The organism is Thalassotalea hakodatensis, from assembly GCF_030295995.1.
GTDB lineage: Bacteria > Pseudomonadota > Gammaproteobacteria > Enterobacterales > Alteromonadaceae > Thalassotalea_C > Thalassotalea_C hakodatensis.
This window is the reverse complement of record NZ_AP027365.1, coordinates 306,603-327,708: the sequence shown is the minus strand read 5'-3', so window position 1 is coordinate 327,708 and position 21,106 is coordinate 306,603. Positions and strand designations below refer to the sequence as shown.

Sequence of the window (21,106 nt, the reverse complement as noted above, 5' to 3'; positions counted from 1 at the left end):
CATCTACTTCTTTCGCTAGTTTCCCGACGTTTAAAACCTTTTATTACTCGCTGTAAATGTATTGGCCTGGCAACTTCTGTCAGGTCTTTTTTTGAGGAAGTTTCATGCGACAATTAAATTATCTTTGGTTACCCGTGTTAGTCATTATCGGTTTATGGTTAGATAAGCCTATCATATCAGTGCTATTAATCTGGTGTGCTATGTCTATTGGCTTAGCGACACTTAACGACTCCGCAAGATACACAGCTTTCTGGCTCAAAAAAGAAACCAATAAGGTCCCATGGTGGTTTCGTTCGCTATTCTTTCCTTATTACGCATGGCAAAAAGGCGAGACATATATATGTACACGTAAAAACATCCGAAAAGAACCAATAAAAATTACATCTAACCTTTTTATATCACCAACGATTCATATGACGAAAGAAGCAATGGAAAAACACAACATTGATGCCATGCTAGATCTTTCTAACCCTTTAAACGTCACATCTTGGTTTAATAAAGATGAAAACATTGATTATTTATCAATCTCATTTACCCACCTTAAGCAAAATGATTTGCTCAGATCATTGCGATGGCTGCACAAGCAAATTACTCAACAGAAAAACTGTCTTATCTATTGTGATGACAACAGCGCAGCAGTAGTGCTTTCTGCATACTTTTTAGCAACAAATAAAGTTAAATTTTCTGCGCTAGCGATGAAAGAGTTCAAAAAACAATACCCATCCTTAAAATTAACAGAACAACAAACACAATGGCTTGATCAACTATCAAGAAATAAAAGCTTAGCCTTAAAACAAAAAGCTTGGCTTATTGCCAACCCCGTAGCAGGACGAGGTAGTTGGCCAGAAGTTAAGCCAGATATCGTAGAACAGTTGTCGCCATTTTTCGACTTACACATACATGAAACAACAAAAGAAAAAAGCGCCGAATCAATAGCCAAACAAGCGATAACAGAGTCTGTAGATTTGCTGATTGCTGGCGGTGGTGATGGTACTATTAAAGAGGTTGCTACAATTGCGATAGAGCATAATACCAGTATAGCGTTAATGCCTTTAGGCACTGCAAATTCATTAGTCCATGCTCTTCAAGGCAGCGTTGCTAAATTATCGCCAATTTCTAACGCCTGTAAACATATAATTGAAGGTGTTGATACGTCGATTGACACAGGTAAATGTAACAACGAAACCTTTTTATTATTATGTGGTTTAGGGATTGAACATCAAATGGTGTCGGCAGCAGATAGAAATAAAAAGAATGACAGCGGTGCACTAGCTTATTTACAAGGATTTACTGAGTCCGTTATCGATCACCAAGCAAAAGGTTTAACCGTAACAATCGATGAACAACCGGCAAAAACAGTATCAATAGCGAGCCTTGTTGTAGCAAATGCGGCACCATTTACGACTATGTTAGCTCAGGGTAATGGCGCACCAAACTTTGCCGACGGAAAGCTTGATTTAACGTGGATAAACGCCCTGCCAGATAACGCAATACCACTGGCGAGTTTAGCGGATTTAGCACAGTCGACTTTTACTGCTACTCACATTGGAGATAACGTGCAACACAGCCAAGGTAAACAAGTAATCATTACCGCTGATGAGCCTATCGACTATATTATTGATGGTGAAACACGACAAGCATCAGCGCTTGATATTTATATTAAACCGCAAGCCCTATCCATAGTAATGTGTGCTGATGAATAGTATGAGTGCTTGCTATTCATCATATTTTTCAAGCTTGTTGTACAAGGTTTTAACACTAATATCTAATAGCTTCGCGGTATCACTTTTATTACCATGTTGCTCTTCTAATGTATTTAAAATAGCTTGTTTTTCCACTTCAGCAAGTGGAATACCTGTGGGTACAGATTGATCATTCACTTCATCATTTAGTGGGTCTTCAAGGATAATGTGTTCACCATCAATCACATCGATTGACATGATATAAGCACGTTCAACAGCGTGCTTTAATTCTCGAACATTGCCTGGCCAATGATAATCGCTTATTTTTGCTATTGCGGTATCAGAAATTTTTTTACCAAATCCTGCACTGGCATTTTTATAGGCCAAAAAATGCTTTGCTAAACCCTCAACATCACCGCCTCTACTTCTTAAAGGTGGTACATGTAATAAAAATTGCGCTAAACGAAAATAGAGATCTTCTCTGAACACTCCAAGATTAACTGATTGCGCTAAATCTCGGTTAGTCGCGGCAATAATGCGTACATTAGAGTTTAACACTTTGTTACTACCAACAGGGCTATAATCTCCTGTTTCTAATACGCGTAACAACTGAACTTGTAACTCTTCTGGCATTTCAGTCACTTCGTCAAGAAATAACGTGCCACCTTTTGCTTCCGTAAAAAAACCGGTGCGATCGCCAACTGCGCCCGTAAATGCACCTTTTACATGACCGAATAAATCACTGGTAGCTAAATCTTTAGATAACGCACCACAATTTACGGTTACAAAGGGGGATTCAGCACGTTCACTGGCATTATGAATAGTATTAGCGACAAGCTCTTTACCAACACCACTTTCACCAACAATCAAAATACTGGTGTCATACATAGCGACCTTACGTAAACTTCTATACAGCTTTTTCATCGCACGGGAAGAACCAAATAATAAACCAAACTGATCTAACTCACTTGATTCGATACTTTTTGTTTTACGTGGACGCTGTTGATATTCAGCAGTCAGCTCTTCTATAACTTCTGCAAGATTGTGTCTTTTAATCGGAGTTCTATAATGGTAGGCAGCACACCTAACCACAGCTTTATCTAACAATGGATTTGGTATTCCTTCACTTAAAAAAATAATATCTGTTTCAGGACAAAAATTAAGTGCTTGTAGCGTATCGTAATGTGATTGCTCAAAGGTATTTACTTCAATAATAGCAACATCAGGCGAATCACTTAACCCACTGAGCCAGTCGCAATGATCTGGTTCAATAACAGTAAAATTTTTCGTTAACGATAAAGAAGAAATAAGCTGCATAAATTGCGCTTGATTAACACAAACTAACGCCGAAGGATAAGACATGCGTATATTCCATGTATGTTTAAGTTGTCAAAGTTACAAATTAACCCTGTAAAAACTACCGGATTATAAATAAACGTATTCCTTAAGTATGGTGGTATAAGGCTTTATATCAAGACTAACTAGATTGGCACATATATTGGTTGTTGTCATGTTAACTACATTGAAAAGGTGAAGTAACGTGACCAATAACGTAGAGACAGCACATAGGTTTGGTGATTTAGCGCTTATTCAACAAGCGTTACAAGCTTGCTATGAAGAAACTGAAAACTTTCTCTCTATTCAATGCCAATTAGCCAATAAGCAAATGACAATTGATTTAACCAAGCCAATTGATACTAGATTAGAGGCAGTTTCAAGCTTAAATCACTTAATGATCAAACAAACCCCGCTCATTCAACAAGAATTTGGGCTAACAAAGTCGCCCTCAACAAATGTATCTGTAGAAACTAGCACAGTAGAACAATTACTTGCGCTTAAACAACTATTAAAACATACGCAACAAACAATCGATTTGCTAAACAATATTCAACGTTATACTAAAGATACACTCATTAAGAAGAATTTCGATTTAATCGGCGAGCAACTATCTCTTTCTTATCAACGTACAAAAGCAATGCACGATACATTATTAAGCCAGAGTGAACGGACGATCAAATCTTGAGCTACCAAACAGAATACCATTAGATTAAGTAGCTTATACATTATATTTTTCGCAGCTTTTACAGAGCATTACCTGTTTTATTTTTTTAGGTTTTTTTAAATGAAAATAGATATTGAAGAACAAGAACGCGAACGTATGCCATTAGAGCGTAATTTCGATCGCATTATTTCTCCACTGCAAAGCTTCCTACAAAGCCAATCATCAGCTGGCATGTTGTTATTGATCGCCACGTTTATTGCTTTATTTATGGCAAACTCTCAGTGGCAAGAAACGTATACGTGGTTAACAGAGTATCACGTTGGCTTTATTTGGGGAGAGGGCTATATCATTCACTCAGCAGTAGAGTGGGTAAATGAAGGCTTAATCGTACTATTTTTCTTTTTACTAGGCTTAGAAATTAAATATCAAGTGCTTGCAGGTGAGTTACAAGACACGAAAAGTTCAATGTTGGCAATTTTTATGGCTGTAGGTGGGATGGTTATTCCAGCACTTACCTACTTAGCCATTATGACGTTAATGGCAGGCGATAGTTGGCAAGGATGGGGGATCCCGATGGCAACCGATACTGCTTTTGCCATCGGTTTATTAGTGCTACTCGGTCGCAGAGTCCCTACCTCGGTATTAGTGCTTATCACTGCACTGGCAATCGTTGACGACATGGGTGCTGTGTTAATTATCAGCTTTTTTTACACCGATAGCGTTTCTTTATTGCAGTTAGGTTATGGTGCGATCACATTATCGTTGATGGTATTAGCCAACTTTTTAGGAATACGATGGGCATGGTTTTACCTGTTTGCCGGGTTAGTGTTATGGTGGTTTGTCTCTCACTCTGGCGTACACGCAACAACAGCCGGTATTTTAGCAGCCTTAACTGTACCAGCGAAGCCTTACGCTGATACTCACTGGTTTGCACGGAATATGGAACGTTTAGTAAGTCGCTTCAAGCGCATGGATAGTAACGACACAACCATACTAGAACAACAGCAACAACATGATTTAGCCGAAGCGGCCGAAGATATTGCAATCACTGCAACAACCCCTGTGCAGCGCTGGCAAAGTAAATTAAGCAAACCGATAAGCTTATTGGTATTGCCACTTTTTGCTTTATTGAATGCTGGTGTGATAATGCCAGATAACAGCGCATCAATGGGTTCTGCAACCGTTTTTTGGGCGACCATGCTCGGCTTACTGGTCGGTAAACCATTAGGCATATTTTTCTTTGCATACTTCGCGATAAAGCTTGGTTTCGCTCAAAAACCAAAAGATATGATTTGGCGTGATGTTATAGCACTAGGTTGTTTTGCCGGCATAGGTTTTACCATGTCATTATTTATCGCTAACTTAGCATTTTCTGGGGCCGCTGATTCATTAGCGCATGCAAAACTTGGGATATTAGCCGGTTCACTTTTATCCGCGGTACTTGGTTTCTGCTTATTCCTAAGCAAAAGTAAAACTGAATTGAAGTAATCGCAATCCGTATAAATACATGAGCCTCGTATTTATACGGATTAACACCTGCTCTTCGTTTATATCGCTGATTCGGTAATTTTTACCATACCCGTGAAAATATTTACCCTTCTCTTTAGCAGATCACTAGTAAAACACTTCATCAAAGAACAGTAACGCATTGTTTTTAATATATTTTCAATTCTTGGCATAGCTTCTGCTTTTATCAGTGTGAATTAAATAATTTCACAAGGAGTAATCTTTATGTCAATTGATGTTGGTATTGCACATCAAGCTCGTCAACAAGTTGCCAATCAATTAAACTCACTGTTAGCTGATACGTATACCTTGTATTTACAAAGTCATAATTTCCATTGGAATGTAACAGGGCCCTTGTTTCGTGAGTTACATTTAATGTTTGAGGAACATTACGTCGAATTGGCTGAAGCCGTTGACGAAATTGCAGAGCGTATACGCACCTTAGGTTTTCCTGCTCCTGGTACATATCAAGCCTTTGCTTCATTAAGCTCAGTCAAAGAACCGAAAGAAACGCCAGATGCACAAGGCATGTTAGCAACGCTGTTGGAAAACCATGAAACACTCGTTAAAACATGTCGTTCTGCACTAAAAGAAGCACAGCAAGCTGATGATGAATCATCAATGGCGCTTATTTCAGATCGCATGAGAGTTCACGAAAAAACCGCCTGGATGTTACGCGCAATGACACAAAAGTAGCGCAAATATCCTTGTCAATAAAACTAAAAACCAGTCAACGTTGTTGACTGGTTTTTGCCTATTACCTCTTTAACATTACACTGACATTGGCTTGAAAGGGATGTCCCGATAACGCTTCCCAGAAGCTGCGAATACAGCATTGCTTAATGCCGGTGCAAAAGGAGCAACACCTGGTTCCCCTAGCCCTGTAGAGGGATGCTCAGAATCAACAATATGTACATTAACTTGCGGCATTTCATTGATTCGCATAACAGGGTAATTATGAAAATTAGTATTAACCACAGCACCCTCTCTAAACGTTACCTCTGTACGAAGTGCTAACCCCATCCCCATGACTACGGCCCCTTCCATTTGCGCCGTTGCCCCATTTACGTTTAGCACTTGACCACAATCAATTGCTGAATCAACCTGTAAGACTTTTATATCTTCACCATTGACTTCCACACGAACAGCCATAGCAACATAACTTTGGAAGCTATAATGAATTGCAAGGCCAATCGCTTGATTTTTAGTTAGTTTATCTCGCTCAAACCAACCGGATTTTTCAGCAGCGAGATTAACAACATGTTTTGAGCGAGCCGCTTGTTCTTGCTGGTCTGGGTTAGTGTTATTATCATATAATTGGTTTAAATAGGTAAGCGGATCTTTACCAGCTAAGTAAGCTAATTCATCAGTAAAGCTGCTAAACGAGAAACCGTAGAAAATCGCATAAACAGCACGATACCAACCTATACGGGTATGGGCTTTTGCTTCACCACTCTCACTGCGAAAGTTTTCAATGCCATAGGGGTAATTGTCAACCGCATTAAAATCGCTATTACTAGGTCGCGTTTGAGCAGGATTAAATAAGGTACCTATAGAAGGAAATGCGACTCTATGTAACCAACCTTTAATATTACCTTGTTCATCTATCCCTGCCTCGATATGCTGCGCATTAATTGAGTGATAATACCCAGTTTTCGTGTCTTCTTCGCGTGTCCACGTTAATTGTACCGGCGCGTTAATTTTTTGTGAGATTGCCGCTGCTTCATGCACGTAATCACATTTAAATTTACGACCAAAAGCACCGCCAGACATAGTCACATGTACTGCTATATCTTTTGCTTCGCGACCTAAAAACTGCGCTAACACTTTCTGAATATCCGCAGGGCTTTGCGTTGCAGCCCATACTTCGCAACTATCATCTTTCACCCAAACCACGCTGGCATTTGGTTCCATTGGAGCATGTACTAAATGGCCACCTGTGTATGTCGCTTTTAGTGTTTGAGCCGCACCTGATAATCCTTCAGTCACATTACCGCGTTCAGTCACTAATTGTGCTGGCGTTTCTACGTTTTTAACCAACTGCGCTTTATATTTCACAGTGTCATAATGCGCATTTTCACCAAGATCCCACTCTATTTTTAACTTCTTAACTGCTTGTTGAGCTGTCCAGCTATTATCTGCAACAACAGCGACACCACCTATAGAACCATAAGGAATAGCGAGTCGATCAATAACCACAACATCAATAACACCTTTAATGGCACGCGCATCTTTGTCATCTAATGTCTTCAGTTTACCGCCTAATACAGGACAATGAACGATAGCCGCATACTTCAGTCCAGGTAATTTTGTATCAACACCGTAAGTAAGTTGCCCTTTAATAATTTGTTCAATATTTTGGTTGGCAATAAATTTACCAATGTAGTTAAAGTCTTTTTTGGCTTTGAGCGTCACCACCTCTGGCACCGTTTGTTTTGCCGCTAAGCTTGCTAATTGTCCATAAGAAAGCTGTTTACCGCTTGCTTGATGATGAACAACATGGTTTTCCGCATAACAGCTACTAGGGTCAACATTCCACACTTTAGCTGCAGCAGCGATAAGCATTATTTTTGCACTGGCGCCGGCTTCACGCATGGGTGTTAACATTACACGTATACTAGCCGAACCTCCGGTTGCTTGTGGCCCGTATTTTTCTTCATTACCATCGGCCTGCTTTACAGTAACTCTTTGCCAATCAGCGTCCATCTCATCAGCAACAGCCGCGGGTAAGGCGGTATTGATACCCTGCCCCATTTCACATCGACCACAATAAATCAACACGTCGCCATTATCTTGTATATGAATAAAGGCATTGGGTGAAAACGTTGATTCTTGTGCGTCTTCACTAAAGGCTACCGCATGTGCAGGTAAGTTGATACTGATCGCTAAACCACCTGTTGCCAAGGTTGATGCTTTCAGAAATTGTCTTCGACTTTCGTTGGTAATCGACATTATGACACCTCCTTAGCCAGCTCATCAGCCGCATCAGCAACTGCTTTCTTGATTCGCTGATAAGTACCGCATCGGCATATGTTGCCTTGCATCGCGGTGTCAATTTCTTCAGCAGAAGGTGTTGGGTTTTGTTGTAAAAAGCTAGCGGCATTCATAATTTGCCCTGCTTGACAATAGCCACATTGTGGCACATTATTTTCCACCCAGGCTTTTTGTAATGGATGCTCGCCGGTTTCTGACAATCCCTCAATTGTCGTGATTTTTTTATCAGCTAACACACCTACAGGTGTAATACATGCTCGTGTTGCAACGCCATCTACATGGACAGTACAAGCGCCACATAAGCCAGCTCCACAGCCAAATTTAGTACCTGTTATTTCTAACCTATCTCGTAGAAACCATAGCAATGGCATATTGCTATCAACATCAATCTGATACTTTTCACCATTTATAATTATCATTTTTTCCATAATAGCCAACTCTCTTTTGGTTGTAATATGAGCATAAAGAATAATATTTGAAAACAGAGTCCCCTTACGACCAGCTGTTCACTTTTTACGTTTAACAACCCGATACACACAATTTGTTACAGGCGATTAAATAAGTACTTTATGCTTTAAAGTGTAATCATTTCCTCATGTCATTTGCCGAAAATAAACGATAAGCAATCAAGATCGACATTGTTAGTTATAGTGCTATCAACTTTTAATTGCAATGCAAACAATGTTAGGCGAGGAAGAAACAAGTATCGCCTGTTGTTAACCTTTTTAAGAAAGCTTGTTATCATCAATGCAACTACGCGATTGATACTACGATAATGAAAAAAATATTCTTTGTTCTACTGCTATTAAGTAATATCCATTTAAGCCAAGCTAACAACACCCTAGATGAGTTTGAACAACAAGTTCATCAATTAAAAGGACAAGTCGTTCTAATCGATTTTTGGGCGTCTTGGTGTATTCCTTGTAAAGATTCATTTCCTTGGCTTAATGAAATTCACACAAGCTACAAGGATGATGGGTTTACTGTGTTGAGTGTTAACCTTGATGCCATTAAGCAAAACGCCACAGATTTCTTAAAACAGTATCCCGCAAGCTTCCCTGTATTTTACGATCCTAGAGGTAAAGTGGCCAAAGCATTTAAACTCAAAGGTATGCCAAGTAGTATTTTAATCAACCGAAGTGGTAACGTTGTTAGCCGGCATGTTGGCTTTAATGAAGAAAAGAAACACCAATATCAACAAGAGATCACCCAACTATTATTAAATAACCCAATCGATGATTAAAGCGTTAATACTCACTTAATTGGAGCCAATATTTCGCTTCTTTTATCGGAGTTTCAGCAGGGAGAAAACGATTATGCAGGCGAATAATATTTTTATTTGACCACTTTTCAATCGGAAATATTGCTTCTGTAAGCGGGTGACGTTGCATGAACGCTATAAAACTTCCGTCATCAATCGCTTTATTTAATGCGTAACGTAATCGTTCTGCCAGCATTATGTTTTGTGGTTCAACAAAGAAGTACAAAGGAAATTGATAATGCAGAATTTTGTCATCAAACATCATTAAATTAGGGTACTTTTTAATGATAGCGTTCAGTTCATTGTACCCTTCATAAACAGCTCGTGGAAAGTAGTCACAACGTCCATGAGCTAACATTTTAAACATTAAATCAAAACGGCTTATACGCATTACATTATAGCCATTATCTTCCAAAATATCAGAATCTCCCCAAACTTGTCCTTGGCAAGCAATCATCGATTTGAACTGTTCAACAGAAGCTTTCGAAAACTTATCATGATCATCTTTTCTGATAATCGACACACGGTACCCTAGCAAGCCACCCAATAATGGTATTCGAATAGGTAACAGCTTTCTTTCTAAATTCTTAGTCGTTCCTGCCCAAGACAAATCTAACAAACCGGTACTAATAAGGTTTAAAGTCTTTTCATGCGTATTATTTTCTGCATAATATAATTCGATCGTTGCTTCACCATATTTTTCGCGTGACACATCGAGAAGAAAGTGAACTAAATCAACAAAATATTGATGACTTGCATTCTCTTCATAAGGCGTATCAATAATAGCAATACGTTTGTCATTCGCATTTACCTGTGTAGCAAACGCTAAAAAAGTCACTAGCCAGTAAAATAAATAATGAATAAAAACTCGCACTCGTATTTTCTTTTAACTCCAGTTTGGTGTGATTACCCTTACCGTTTTATCCTAGATCGCTGAATATGTCACGCGTCAAGATCTTGTTTAATACATAAAGACAAAAATAAACGTTGTTTACACTTCTTTAAATTTATACGCAAAAATTGACGTTGGCAGAATACATGACATAAAAAACGCTTCAAAAATGAAGCGTTTTAGCAATGAACATTATATGTCTGTTTAGAGTAGTTTTAACGCTTTAATACAACGACCAACATTTTGATGTCTCGCTTTAACCGTTTTCAACACTTGAGGCTTCATTGACTTGTATTCTTCAATCAATGTCGCAAGTTCCGCTTCACTTTCAGCAGTACATTCGCTGGGTATCATACTACTGGCAAATGCCCCTAATAAGCCTAAGTCACTTCCATCATTTAATTTAGGAATGTGCGCCAGGATTCTTTCTTTATATGGTGCCTCTAATGCTGATTGTTCTGTTGGGAAAAGCCCCCACATAATGTAACGTAGTGTAGATAACTTGAGATTTTCAGGATTATTGATCACCACATCAAACCATTTCTTTTTCACATCTGCTTCTGGGCGAACCACTTCAGCATAAATGGCATTTTTAACTCCGGTATCAGAATTATCTTGCTCTTTTTCACTATCTAATAGTGCAACATAATTACCATATTGATAACGATTTAGTTGTGCGAGTATGCCCCAGCGTTTATCTTGATCAATGGTTAACCCTTCATAACTACGCTCACCTTGTAATATCGCAAGTAAGTTTTTCAGATGTTTATCTGATTTACTAAAAGATACATAACGACCATACCACATTTTTTGCAGATCAGAGCCAGCAGGTGCTTTCTCTAACAAACGTAAGTAGAGATTTTCAACATCTTGATATAAGGCGGAATAATCCTGTTTTTCCAGACGAGTTGCTGTGTTTAAGTAACCCATAGCAGTGGTTAAACTAGCTGATATTTTTCGGATCACATTATAATCTTGTTCACCTTCAATATTAGCTATAGCAAAATTCACAAATTTATCGGCAGCTAGATTTGCATCTCTGACACTATCTGAAAGACTTTGCCATAGCATTAGTTGCATCGTAGCACTTTCAACAGCATTAATATGTTGTTCAACGGCCGCCAGTGACTTTTCATCAAGATCAACTTTAACAAACCCCCAGTCCCCTTCGTTAGGGTACACTATATCAGGGCAGGCTTGGCCAATAGCATCGCTTACCTTAGTGCTTTCACCTTTATACATAACAGGTATTGCATTAGCTAATGCCATATTCTCGCCATCTAATTGATACAAACCAACTTGTACTCGTTGCTCACGTAATGTTGGATAGTCATCAGGTGCACTTTGAACAATGTTCATCTCTGTAATTTTATCTGCGTCACATTGATAATTAACTTTAATCGTATTAAGACCTGCATTGTATAACCAGTCTTGAGTCCATTGTTCCATATCCATATCAGCTGCTTTACCAAGCTCGCCGATAAAGTCTTCTAATTCAGTGTTTTTGTAAGAAAACTTTTTCAAGTAATTACTAACCCCAACGCGGAAGTTTTCTTCGCCAAGGTAATAAGGTAGCTGTTTTAACACTGAAGCCCCCTTACCGTATGTAATACCATCAAAATTTGTTAATGCATCTCCTGTTGATGGAACTGGCAATTCAATAGCATGAGTATTCACTGAATCATCACTGCGATATGCCCACTGCTTAGTGCCTGAATAAAAGACATCCCAATTATTTTTAAAGTCACTGGCCTCTGCTACTTCTAAATTCGCCATGTAAGTTGCAAAACTTTCATTCAGCCATAGGCCATTCCACCAACGCATGGTCACCAAATTACCGAACCACATATGCGCCATTTCATGAGCAATCACATTCGCTAAGCTCATTTTGGCTCTAGTTGATTTTTCACCTCGTGATATATAGCCTTCATTGAAGGTTACTGCAGCAACATTTTCCATCGCGCCGGCATTAAAATCTGGCGCCACTATTTGGTCGTATTTAACGAAAGGATAACGTACACCAAAGTAATCATTAAAAAATTTAAAGCTTTGCTTAGTCGGTGTGAACCACTCATCGGTATTCACATATTCCGCTAAGCTCTGACGAGCAAATAAGCGTAATGGAATATCTTCAAATTTATCTTCCCAAACGGCGTAATTACCAGCATGTAATGAAAAAATATAGGATGAAAATTTTGCGGATTCAGGAAAATGCCATACGTTGTTATCACCACTTTCTTCAATCTTATTTTCTCTTACTGAAGTGATCACTTTCCAATGATCAGGTGCCGTCACTTTCATGGAATACGTTGCTTTTAAATCTGGCTGATCGAAATGAGGAAATAAGCGATTAGCATCGTAAGGTTCAAAATCTGTGTAGAGATACACTTCACCATTTTCAGGATCTACAAAACGATGTAAGCCTGAACCATCGGTAGAATATGGACGCTCATAAGCAACTGTGACAGTATTTTTTCCAGCAGATAACTCACTTTTTGGAATGGTAATAAACCATTTCTCGTAGTTAAATGTTACTTCTTTACCATTCACTTTGACAGATGAGACTGTGCCCTCATCAAAATCGATGGTTAAATCATTTTGATTATCATTGGTTAAGTCAAACACAATGTCTGTGACACCTGAAAAACTTTCAGAAGTATTATCGAGGGTAACTTGAAGGTGATAATTAACGTTGCTAACTTGTTGAGCACGCATTTTAGCGTATTCTTCAAATAATGACTCACTTTGTTGGCGAGCCGCTGTGGCTTGTGTTTTTTGAGTTGTTACATGCTCAGGGGCAGAGGCATTTTTTTCACACCCTGTTAATGCAACAACACCCACTGCCAAGGCAACAGTAACTGCTTTGTTTATTTTTGTTAATTTCATGAGGAGCTCAATATTTTTGTTATGTATTAAATTTAGCGGAAGCACAAAATATGAAAATATTTTGTATATATTTGGTTATATCATATGCTTTTTCATAACGGCATTAAAAGATGTGATTTGTGTAATATATTAATATTTTGTTACATTTAGTCTGTTAACAACTATATTTTATGCTTATAACGTTAACTTTATTGAAACAATTATCGAATAAATAGGGACTAATTAAATGTCCGTAAATCCGCTATAGTGACTACTATCAATTTTCGCTTTACAAGGACTTCTGGTTAAACAAGTAGCTAATCATATGACAGAAACCGTTTATCGAAATTTTTCATTACAGGCGTTAGCTAGGGAATATTCACCTAGCAGTTGTGTTGCCAATTTAGATATTTATCTACAGCAATACGCAGAACAAAGCCAGCAAGTAAAACAACTTGCCTCTCATCATGGCTCGTTAAAAGAAAATTTACGTTATGGTCAAAGCCCTGATGAAACCCTCGACTTATTTCTTCCCCATCACCACAATTCGCAACGTTCGACTATTTCAATAAAAAGAAAGCTACAAGTCTTTATTCATGGTGGTTATTGGCAGGAGCTAAGCAAGGAAGAAAGTTGCTTTGCTGCGAACAATTTTCAACAACATGGTTACCATGTTGCAGTAATAAATTACACGCTAGCGCCAAAAGCCTCATTAACAACAATTGTAAACCAAGTTAGAAATGCCATTGCTTGGCTCTATCGTCATGCAGACCAGTACGGTTATGATAAAGACCAAATTTATTTGTCTGGAAGTTCAGCAGGCGCACAATTAGCTGTTATGGCTGCAATGACTGACTGGCAAACAACGTTTGATCTCCCTGCTAATCCCGTAAAAGGTGTTTGTGCGGTTAGCGGTATTTATGATTTAACGCCACTTCAATTTACCTATATCAATGAAGCATTAGCGTTAACACAAGATGAAATTACTCACTTGAGTCCATTATTAGCGGCAAATAAATTAACACATTGTAATGAAACACGCTTTATCGTTGCTTATGGTGATCATGAAACAGACGAATTTAAACGCCAATCGAATGATTTTTATCAATTAAATTGTTTAGGCTGCAACAAAGTATTATTAGCGAATATTGAAAATAAAAACCACTTTGATGTGATCACCACGTTATCAGATAAAAAAAGCACACTATTCAATAGTGTGCTTAAGCAAATGGAAGCGTAAAGTTAAGCCTTACAAGCTGCTAATAGCCGCTCAGTAAATAAATTGCTGGCAACAATGATCTCTTTACCTTCTTTATGTAAACGGTGTAACGTGTTTTTAATACGCTTCGCTTCATCATGGCGAATCTTTACACCGTTGTAACAACTTTGTGCAATGGTTAACGCCAAGGTATTAATATCTCTTGCTTGATCGATAACATCTGGTAAATCATCAAGCTTTGGTGCAATTTTCACTAGTGATATCACCTTGTCAAAATTGAAGTGCCAAACCCGTAACCGATCAATAATACCTTGCAATGCGTTTTTATCTCCTTGTTGAAAGGCTTTCAATTGTTGATGCATTTCAATTAACGCCATACTTTCAACAGGTAAAAAATCAGCAAAACGATTCAACTGTGCATTTTGGTGATATTTATCTTGCTGAAACTTAATATGATGACGCGTGTAATAATTTGCTGGTTCTAATTGCTCAGCCAATACCGTTAAAGGTGTGATGTTGGTTTTAGCAAAAACAAGTGATTGTAAACCTGCACGATATTGCTGTTTATGATGCAAACCTATCTGCTGCGAAAACTTATCTAACACCATCAAACGCGAAAACATGTTATCAATATTTTTCAGTGATTTAGATGACCAAAAACGCTCGGCTATAACAAACAATCGCGGCCAAGCACGTACGTCAAGGTTTTGCTCTGTCACTAATTCACTCCATAACGTCGCTTCGCCACCTAAAATATTTCGCGCGGCAATCGGTGAAATATTGGGTAGTAACGTGACTTGGCTATAATCAAAATTATCTATCGGTGCAATTGATACTGGATAATAGGTATTGCCAATTAATATGCGCCCTGTTGATTGTTCATCCGTTAGTAAAAACTCACCACGCGTTGGTCCCATCCAACTATCAATAGCAACATTGACTTCCCCTTTACTGAGCACTAGATGCCTATCAACATTCGCCTTTTTGAAGTGATTATTGTTAAGCTTCACATAAGCGTGTAACACGTAATCATTATGCATCACCATGGCTAACGTACCGTTAACTGCGCTGCCTTTCAAACGAGGCATCTCAAATTGATAAGCGACGACTTGTTGCCCCTCTTTTGGCTGAACCGCCGTTCTAGGGCGTTGTTGAAGCAGCTCATTTCGATAATGATAAGCACTACTTTGAGGCTGATCGATATAAAAACCTGTAGATAGCAGGCCTTGATAACCACTGACAGCGATCTTTGATAAGCTTTCCATACCTCGCCACGATTGCACCATAATATTTTGTGGCAAATCTGGATGGAATATTTCATCCCACCCCATCATTTTACGTTGATGTTTAGCCAGTATTCCAGCCACTTTTTGATTAAAAAATGCTTGTAATGCATGCGCATCTTGCAAGCTATTTTCTTTCATGAATGCCTGAATTTCAGTACTATTATTCCATTGCGTTGGATCAACTTCATCACCGCCAATGTGTAAATATTGATCAGGAAATAGCGTGGTTAACTCTGCAATCACACCATCAATAAACTGATAGACTTCAGGGTTACTTGGATCTAATAACGGTTCAAATACTCCCCAACCATCTTCCATTTGATAGTGTTTTTGCTCACTCATTAAATGGGGATATGCAACAGCAATAGCAGACGCATGACCTGGTACATCAAACTCGGGTACTACGCGAATGCCTAGCAAGCTTGCATACTCAACCACTTCACGAATTTGTGCTTTGGTATAATATTGTCCGTCAGAGGCTTTTTTATGTAATTCAGGGTAACTATCTAGGGCAATACGCCACCCTTGATCATCGGTAAGATGCCAATGAAATACATTTAACTTTGCCGCAGCCATACCACGTAATTGACGCTTTATCGCATCAATAGAAATAAAGTGGCGAACACTGTCTAGCATAAAGCCACGCCATGGAAACCTAGGAAGATCTTTAATGGTAAGCTGGGCCAACACCTGGTTACTTTTTGCTTGATAAAGCAATTGTGTCAATGTTGCCACGCCATGCAATGCACCGAAGTCAGATTTTGCTTCGAGCAATACTTGCTGGTTATCTAGCGTGAGTTGATAACTTTCATCTTGATGTAACGCCGGAAATTGATAATCCAACCCCCCCCCTTGGTTAATACGAATAACAATCGGTATTGCCTTATCATTCGTTGTAGAAACTTGCCAGCCAAAGGTACTGATTTGTGACTCTAAGGTATTTTTCAATTGAGCGGAACGTTGTTTACTCCCACCTTCTACCGAAATCGAAAAGCCATCGCTAATGGTAAATTCCTGCTCATTAATAATGACTGTTTTAGGGTAGGGCATTACGTTGAGTGACAAATCGTTAGCCCACGAGACCATGTTGATGTTTAGGCACAACATAACAAGAGCAATAGAAAATAATCGATTAAACATTAAATTTTACCTTTTACGTCAAAAAAGATCGGCCATAACCTTGCGGTCAACAATGGCACCTGAGTACTGAATAACTCTACCTGCAACTCGATGGGCAAATTGCGCACAATGTTCAACACTTGCATGCTGAAGCCGTTGTGAAAGATAACCTGCCGCAAATGCATCACCCGCAGCACAGGTATCAACAAGATTAGTGACAGGTTCAGCACTTACCGCTTGTTGCTCACCTTGGCTATTGATAATAATACAAGGTTCACTGCCCCGTTTAATAATGGTTTCCGTTGTATTGTATTGTTTTGCGCGAGAAATAATACCATCCAATGAATTATCTTGATAAATTTCAAATTCATCTTCATCGGTTAAAAAAGCAATATCCGCTAACGCCATTGCGCTCTGATAAGTAGGTAGAACCTCTTTTTTATTCCACAGTACCGGTCGATAATTATTGTCAAAAATAACCTTGCCACCATTCGCTTTAAAACGTGCTAATGCATCAAATAGCCACACTCTATCTTCAGGAGAAATAATCGCTAGGCTAATCCCGCTAACATATAAATAATCACCTGTACGACCAGCAATAAATCGGGTTAAAGCGCCTGGTGATGAGGTTAAATAATATCGAGCAGCACTATTACTTCGTTGGTATTTAAAGCTTCGCTCACCTTGTTTATCCGTTTTAATACGATAACGACCAGGGAATTTATCGACAAGCTGAGTAACAAACCTGGTATCAATGCCTTCTTTTTTCCACGCGGCGAGTAATAAGTTACTGTCTAAATCAATACCAATTGACGTCGCAAACGCAACATTTATCGGTACATTTTCAGTAAGCCTAGCTAAATACAACGCAGTATTGAGCGTATCACCACCGAAACGGAACAAACCGTCTGAGTGGTCCTCAATCATACATTCCCCTAAAAATACAATATTATTCAAGGCTTACTCCATTTGCTTCCGTTCTTTCGCTAAGACATCCAATGCATGTTGTTCGTCTAATTCTGACGCTGGTGTCACTAAACTGCCAATAATACCCGATATTGTACCGGCAATTAGCGCAGGAATAACAGGATTACCCCAGTAACTTTCCCATTGTGGTATTAAACTTACCGCTAACGCACAAACAGTTGAACACAATAAGGTGAGTAACGCACCTTGCCAGTTATATCTTGGCCAGAAACGACCGAGTAAGCCAGCAACACACATACCAGACATTAATATAGCGATCATCTTGGTAATATAGGAAATAATATCATCCGACAATAGTGCAAAACCAAGCGCGATGCTGATGGTAAAAAACAGGCTAAAACGTGACAACCAAATCACGCGATCAGGCTTTGGCATTTTGCCAGTAACTAAGCGATATAAATCGCGCATAGCTACACTCACTGCTGCGATCGCATCTGAACTTGCACTTGATAATGTCGCAGATATACCCGCAATAATAATTAACACCCCTAACGCAAGTGGCATCACATTCAATGCAAGATGAGGAAAGGCAAATGAAGCATTGTCTAAATCTTGATTAATCGCATACGCTGACATGCCAATGATTGCAGGTACAATTGAAAATCCCAGATACAGCACACCTGAATAAATAAAAGAGCGACGAATTGAGCTAACACTTTTACCCGAATATATCCGTTGTCTAAATGACGGCGTTGCCAAAATACCTACTAATATCGCTAAACTTAATGATAAAGCATGCAAGGCACCAACTTTATCTATTGCAAACCAAGAAGTGTTCGCTGTTGGTTGTGCATCTAGCATTGCTTGCCAGCCACCTACATAGTCCACTGAAAAATATGCCATTAAAATAAAGCCAACAAATAAGATCAGCGCCTGAATTGAATCTGTCCAAACCACAGCAGTATAACCGCCAATAATGACATAAATAGCGAAACTAATCGCAATAATCATTTTAGCGGTGTTGATATCTAAGCCAGTCAGCCAAGAAAGATACATGCCACCACCAATGATATGTGCGCCTAGCCAACCAATACTGGCGATGTATATTACAATCGCCAATAAGTTTTTGATTAAAGGATGAGCACCAACATAAAACGCTATTTCTTCACTCATGGTCATAAATTGATATCTGCGCATAGGGGCAAATATCCACGCTAATAGCAAGATACCAATGGCGCCGCCTATGCCGTACAGCATGCCAGCCCAGCCGTTGTGATAAGCAAAACCCACCGCTCCCATCGAAGAGCCAGTACCAACCATAGTCGCGACGGTAGTACCTAAGGTAAGCAGTAACGGTAAACTGCGACCACCCAGTAAAAAGTCTTCACCCGACGTTTGTCGGCGCGATACCCACCAACTCAGTCCGATCATACCTAACACATATAGCGCGAATGCAACGAAGAAAACACCTTCCATTAGCTCACTCCCTCTTTATTTACGGTGCTTTATAACACGTAACGTCAACTTCAACTTTTACATCAACCACTAAGTCAGCAACGGCACAAATACGCGCTGGTGGATGTTCACCGAAGTATTCTTTAAAGACTTTATTAAACGATTGAAAATAACGTGCATCGGTTAAGATCACTTTCACATGCACCACATCTTCTAAACCGTACCCCGCATCTGTCATAATTTTAATGCAGTTATCAATTGCTAAGCGTGACTGTTCAACAACACCACCTTCGACAACTTCACCATCGGTCATCGGTGTTTGACCAGAAACATAAAGCCAACCGCCAGCTTCTACTGCACTTGAAAACGGTAAATGTTGACCACCTGTACCTACGCCGCCATCAGCGCCAAAACGAGTAATTGTCATGATTTATTCCTCTTGATATATGTATGTTTTAAAAATTGTCCGGTGCGAGGAGAATGCTCTGTAGGGCATACCCCTTCACCTTGTTGGTAAGTTAACCGACCATTGACCCACAGCTTTTTAATGCCAGAAGAAACAGCAAAAGGTGCAGTAAAGTCAGCATTGTCAATAATGCTTTTTGGATCAAATAACACTAAATCAGCGTAATAGCCTGATTTAATCAGTCCTCGATTGTGTAAATTGAAATTTTCCGCCGACTTTCCTGTCATTTTATGAATTGCAGTTGCTAACGGAAATAATGACTTATCTCGGCTGTATCGTCCAAGTACGCGAGGAAACGCTCCCCACAACCTAGGGTGTGGATGTGGATCACACGGCAAGCCATCTGAACCAATCATGCTTCTGTCATATTTTAAAAATGCTTCAACATCTTGTTCGTTCATACCGTGGTAAACAGCACCTGCTGGCATTAAACGTTTTGCTGCATCCTGTAAGCTCACATTCCACGTCTTCGCAATAGCCGCCAAGCTCTGACCAGCCATTGTTGGCTCTGCATCTGACCAGGTTATAAAAATTTCAAAATCATCAGTCACTTGGTTTAAATCTAAGGTGCTAGAACTTGCGTGATACGGATAACAATCACAGGCAATCGGCTGTTGTTGTGCGGCCTGCTCAACATGCGCTATGATCTCTTTTGATCTGCCCCAATTTTGCTTCCCTGCACATTTTAAATGAGAGATAACCACCGGTGATTGCACTTTCTTCCCTAAGGTAAACGCCTCATCTAACGCGTCAATAATCCCGTCAAACTCTGTGCGTAAATGCGTGGTATATAATGCATCAAAATCATGCAGTACACTGGCAAGAGCTTGTGTTTCGTGCTCAGTTGACGCTTTAGCATTTTTATAAGCCAGCCCTGTACTTAACCCCTTTGCACCTTGTTCAAGTGCACGGCGGAGTAATTGCTGCATTTTAGCAATTTCATCATCGGTAGCACCTCGAGATAAATCATCCATTACCTGCGCGCGTAATGCCGTATGACCCACCAATGCGACGACATTCACGTTAGGCGGTGCTGATGATAAATAATCAATATATTCAGACAAACAAGCAAAGTTAAACTCACCCTGCTTGCCCAACAAATTGATAGGGTCTGGTGGTTCAATGCCAAGTTGATAGGGGCTAGCACTGATGCCGCAATTTCCAACGACAACGGTAGAAACCCCCTGACTCACTTTGGCGAGCATGTCAGGGTTACGCACAACTTCCAGATCGTCATGGGTATGAACATCTATAAACCCTGGCGAAAGCACTAAACCTTTCGCATCAATAACATGTTTACTAAATGCCTGTGACTCACCTACCGTAGCAATTTTGTCTCCACAAATGGCAACATCAACTTGCTGAGCAGGGGCTCCGCTGCCATCTATTACTTGTGCATTTTTAATGATCAAATCGTACAAATCATGCTTCC

Annotated in this window: 16 protein-coding genes; 6 read left to right on the top strand and 10 right to left on the bottom strand. The window is 39.4% G+C overall.

Annotated elements, in window-relative coordinates; genetic code table 11:
- Positions 1-104 precede the first annotated feature (104 nt).
- Positions 105-1,703 carry a diacylglycerol kinase family protein gene (locus tag QUE72_RS01345; protein ID WP_286271051.1) on the top strand — a complete coding sequence of 533 codons (1,599 nt, stop codon included), beginning with the start codon at positions 105-107 and terminating at the stop codon, positions 1,701-1,703.
- A gap of 12 nt (positions 1,704-1,715) precedes the next feature.
- On the opposite strand, the gene QUE72_RS01340 is transcribed toward QUE72_RS01345, so the two are convergent.
- Positions 1,716-3,044 carry a sigma-54 interaction domain-containing protein gene (locus QUE72_RS01340; RefSeq protein ID WP_286271050.1) on the bottom strand — a complete coding sequence of 443 codons (1,329 nt, stop codon included), beginning with the start codon at positions 3,042-3,044 and terminating at the stop codon, positions 1,716-1,718.
- A 178-nt stretch (positions 3,045-3,222) separates the two neighbouring features.
- Here QUE72_RS01340 and QUE72_RS01335 point away from each other — a divergent pair, with 178 nt between their 5' ends.
- From QUE72_RS01335 to QUE72_RS01325, 3 genes are all read left to right on the top strand, one after another.
- Complete coding sequence (locus QUE72_RS01335; protein WP_074497809.1) at positions 3,223-3,705, top strand: hypothetical protein; 483 nt, start codon at positions 3,223-3,225, stop codon at positions 3,703-3,705.
- Positions 3,706-3,804: 99 nt separating this feature from the next.
- The gene (nhaA, locus tag QUE72_RS01330; protein ID WP_074497806.1) at positions 3,805-5,172 is read left to right on the top strand and encodes a Na+/H+ antiporter NhaA; all 1,368 of its coding nucleotides are present in this window, start codon (positions 3,805-3,807) and stop codon (positions 5,170-5,172) included.
- A 243-nt stretch (positions 5,173-5,415) separates the two neighbouring features.
- Complete coding sequence (locus tag QUE72_RS01325; protein WP_286271049.1) at positions 5,416-5,886, top strand: Dps family protein; 471 nt, start codon at positions 5,416-5,418, stop codon at positions 5,884-5,886.
- A gap of 75 nt (positions 5,887-5,961) precedes the next feature.
- Here QUE72_RS01325 and QUE72_RS01320 read toward each other — a convergent pair whose 3' ends face one another.
- Complete coding sequence (locus QUE72_RS01320; RefSeq protein ID WP_286271047.1) at positions 5,962-8,142, bottom strand: xanthine dehydrogenase family protein molybdopterin-binding subunit; 2,181 nt, start codon at positions 8,140-8,142, stop codon at positions 5,962-5,964.
- Entirely contained in the window at positions 8,142-8,612 is a 471-nt protein-coding gene (locus QUE72_RS01315; protein WP_074497798.1) for a (2Fe-2S)-binding protein, read from the bottom strand. The genes QUE72_RS01320 and QUE72_RS01315 overlap by 1 nt, the downstream gene beginning before the upstream one ends.
- A 347-nt stretch (positions 8,613-8,959) precedes the next feature.
- Between QUE72_RS01315 and QUE72_RS01310 the strand changes: the two genes are divergently transcribed.
- A complete protein-coding gene (locus QUE72_RS01310; RefSeq protein WP_286271045.1) occupies positions 8,960-9,427 on the top strand; it encodes a TlpA disulfide reductase family protein in 468 nt (155 codons plus the stop codon).
- A 4-nt stretch (positions 9,428-9,431) separates the two neighbouring features.
- On the opposite strand, the gene QUE72_RS01305 is transcribed toward QUE72_RS01310, so the two are convergent.
- Both QUE72_RS01305 and pepN read right to left on the bottom strand, forming a co-directional pair.
- Complete coding sequence (locus tag QUE72_RS01305) at positions 9,432-10,319, bottom strand: type 2 periplasmic-binding domain-containing protein (protein ID WP_083601948.1); 888 nt, start codon at positions 10,317-10,319, stop codon at positions 9,432-9,434.
- 222 nt (positions 10,320-10,541) lie between these two features.
- On the bottom strand, positions 10,542-13,223 hold the full coding sequence (pepN, locus tag QUE72_RS01300; RefSeq protein ID WP_286271043.1) for an aminopeptidase N: 2,682 nt from the start codon (positions 13,221-13,223) through the stop codon (positions 10,542-10,544).
- Between the two features lie 304 nt (positions 13,224-13,527).
- Here pepN and QUE72_RS01295 point away from each other — a divergent pair, with 304 nt between their 5' ends.
- Positions 13,528-14,442: an alpha/beta hydrolase gene (locus tag QUE72_RS01295; RefSeq protein WP_286271041.1), complete on the top strand. Its 915-nt coding sequence runs from the start codon at positions 13,528-13,530 to the stop codon at positions 14,440-14,442.
- Between the two features lie 2 nt (positions 14,443-14,444).
- Here QUE72_RS01295 and QUE72_RS01290 read toward each other — a convergent pair whose 3' ends face one another.
- The 5 genes from QUE72_RS01290 to QUE72_RS01270 are packed head-to-tail and all read right to left on the bottom strand — an operon-like array spanning position 14,445 to position 21,095.
- Entirely contained in the window at positions 14,445-16,847 is a 2,403-nt protein-coding gene (locus QUE72_RS01290) for a family 20 glycosylhydrolase (RefSeq protein ID WP_286271040.1), read from the bottom strand.
- Between the two features lie 18 nt (positions 16,848-16,865).
- Positions 16,866-17,753 carry a sugar kinase gene (locus QUE72_RS01285; RefSeq protein ID WP_286271038.1) on the bottom strand — a complete coding sequence of 296 codons (888 nt, stop codon included), beginning with the start codon at positions 17,751-17,753 and terminating at the stop codon, positions 16,866-16,868.
- 33 nt (positions 17,754-17,786) lie between these two features.
- On the bottom strand, positions 17,787-19,229 hold the full coding sequence (locus tag QUE72_RS01280) for a sodium:solute symporter family protein (RefSeq protein ID WP_286271036.1): 1,443 nt from the start codon (positions 19,227-19,229) through the stop codon (positions 17,787-17,789).
- 19 nt (positions 19,230-19,248) lie between these two features.
- Entirely contained in the window at positions 19,249-19,635 is a 387-nt protein-coding gene (locus QUE72_RS01275) for a RidA family protein (protein WP_074497784.1), read from the bottom strand.
- Complete coding sequence (locus QUE72_RS01270; RefSeq protein ID WP_286271033.1) at positions 19,632-21,095, bottom strand: N-acyl-D-amino-acid deacylase family protein; 1,464 nt, start codon at positions 21,093-21,095, stop codon at positions 19,632-19,634. The genes QUE72_RS01275 and QUE72_RS01270 overlap by 4 nt, the downstream gene beginning before the upstream one ends.
- Between the last annotated feature and the right edge of the window lie 11 nt (positions 21,096-21,106).

Coding starts and splice junctions, on each gene's coding strand:
- QUE72_RS01345 (WP_286271051.1), top strand. CDS start 105: ATGCGACAATTAAATTATCTTTGGTTACCCGTGTTAGTCATTATCGGT.
- QUE72_RS01340 (WP_286271050.1), bottom strand. CDS start 3,044: ATGTCTTATCCTTCGGCGTTAGTTTGTGTTAATCAAGCGCAATTTATG.
- nhaA (WP_074497806.1), top strand. CDS start 3,805: ATGAAAATAGATATTGAAGAACAAGAACGCGAACGTATGCCATTAGAG.
- QUE72_RS01325 (WP_286271049.1), top strand. CDS start 5,416: ATGTCAATTGATGTTGGTATTGCACATCAAGCTCGTCAACAAGTTGCC.
- QUE72_RS01320 (WP_286271047.1), bottom strand. CDS start 8,142: ATGTCGATTACCAACGAAAGTCGAAGACAATTTCTGAAAGCATCAACC.
- QUE72_RS01315 (WP_074497798.1), bottom strand. CDS start 8,612: ATGGAAAAAATGATAATTATAAATGGTGAAAAGTATCAGATTGATGTT.
- QUE72_RS01310 (WP_286271045.1), top strand. CDS start 8,960: ATGAAAAAAATATTCTTTGTTCTACTGCTATTAAGTAATATCCATTTA.
- pepN (WP_286271043.1), bottom strand. CDS start 13,223: ATGAAATTAACAAAAATAAACAAAGCAGTTACTGTTGCCTTGGCAGTG.
- QUE72_RS01295 (WP_286271041.1), top strand. CDS start 13,528: ATGACAGAAACCGTTTATCGAAATTTTTCATTACAGGCGTTAGCTAGG.
- QUE72_RS01290 (WP_286271040.1), bottom strand. CDS start 16,847: ATGTTTAATCGATTATTTTCTATTGCTCTTGTTATGTTGTGCCTAAAC.
- QUE72_RS01285 (WP_286271038.1), bottom strand. CDS start 17,753: ATGATTGAGGACCACTCAGACGGTTTGTTCCGTTTCGGTGGTGATACG.
- QUE72_RS01280 (WP_286271036.1), bottom strand. CDS start 19,229: ATGGAAGGTGTTTTCTTCGTTGCATTCGCGCTATATGTGTTAGGTATG.
- QUE72_RS01275 (WP_074497784.1), bottom strand. CDS start 19,635: ATGACAATTACTCGTTTTGGCGCTGATGGCGGCGTAGGTACAGGTGGT.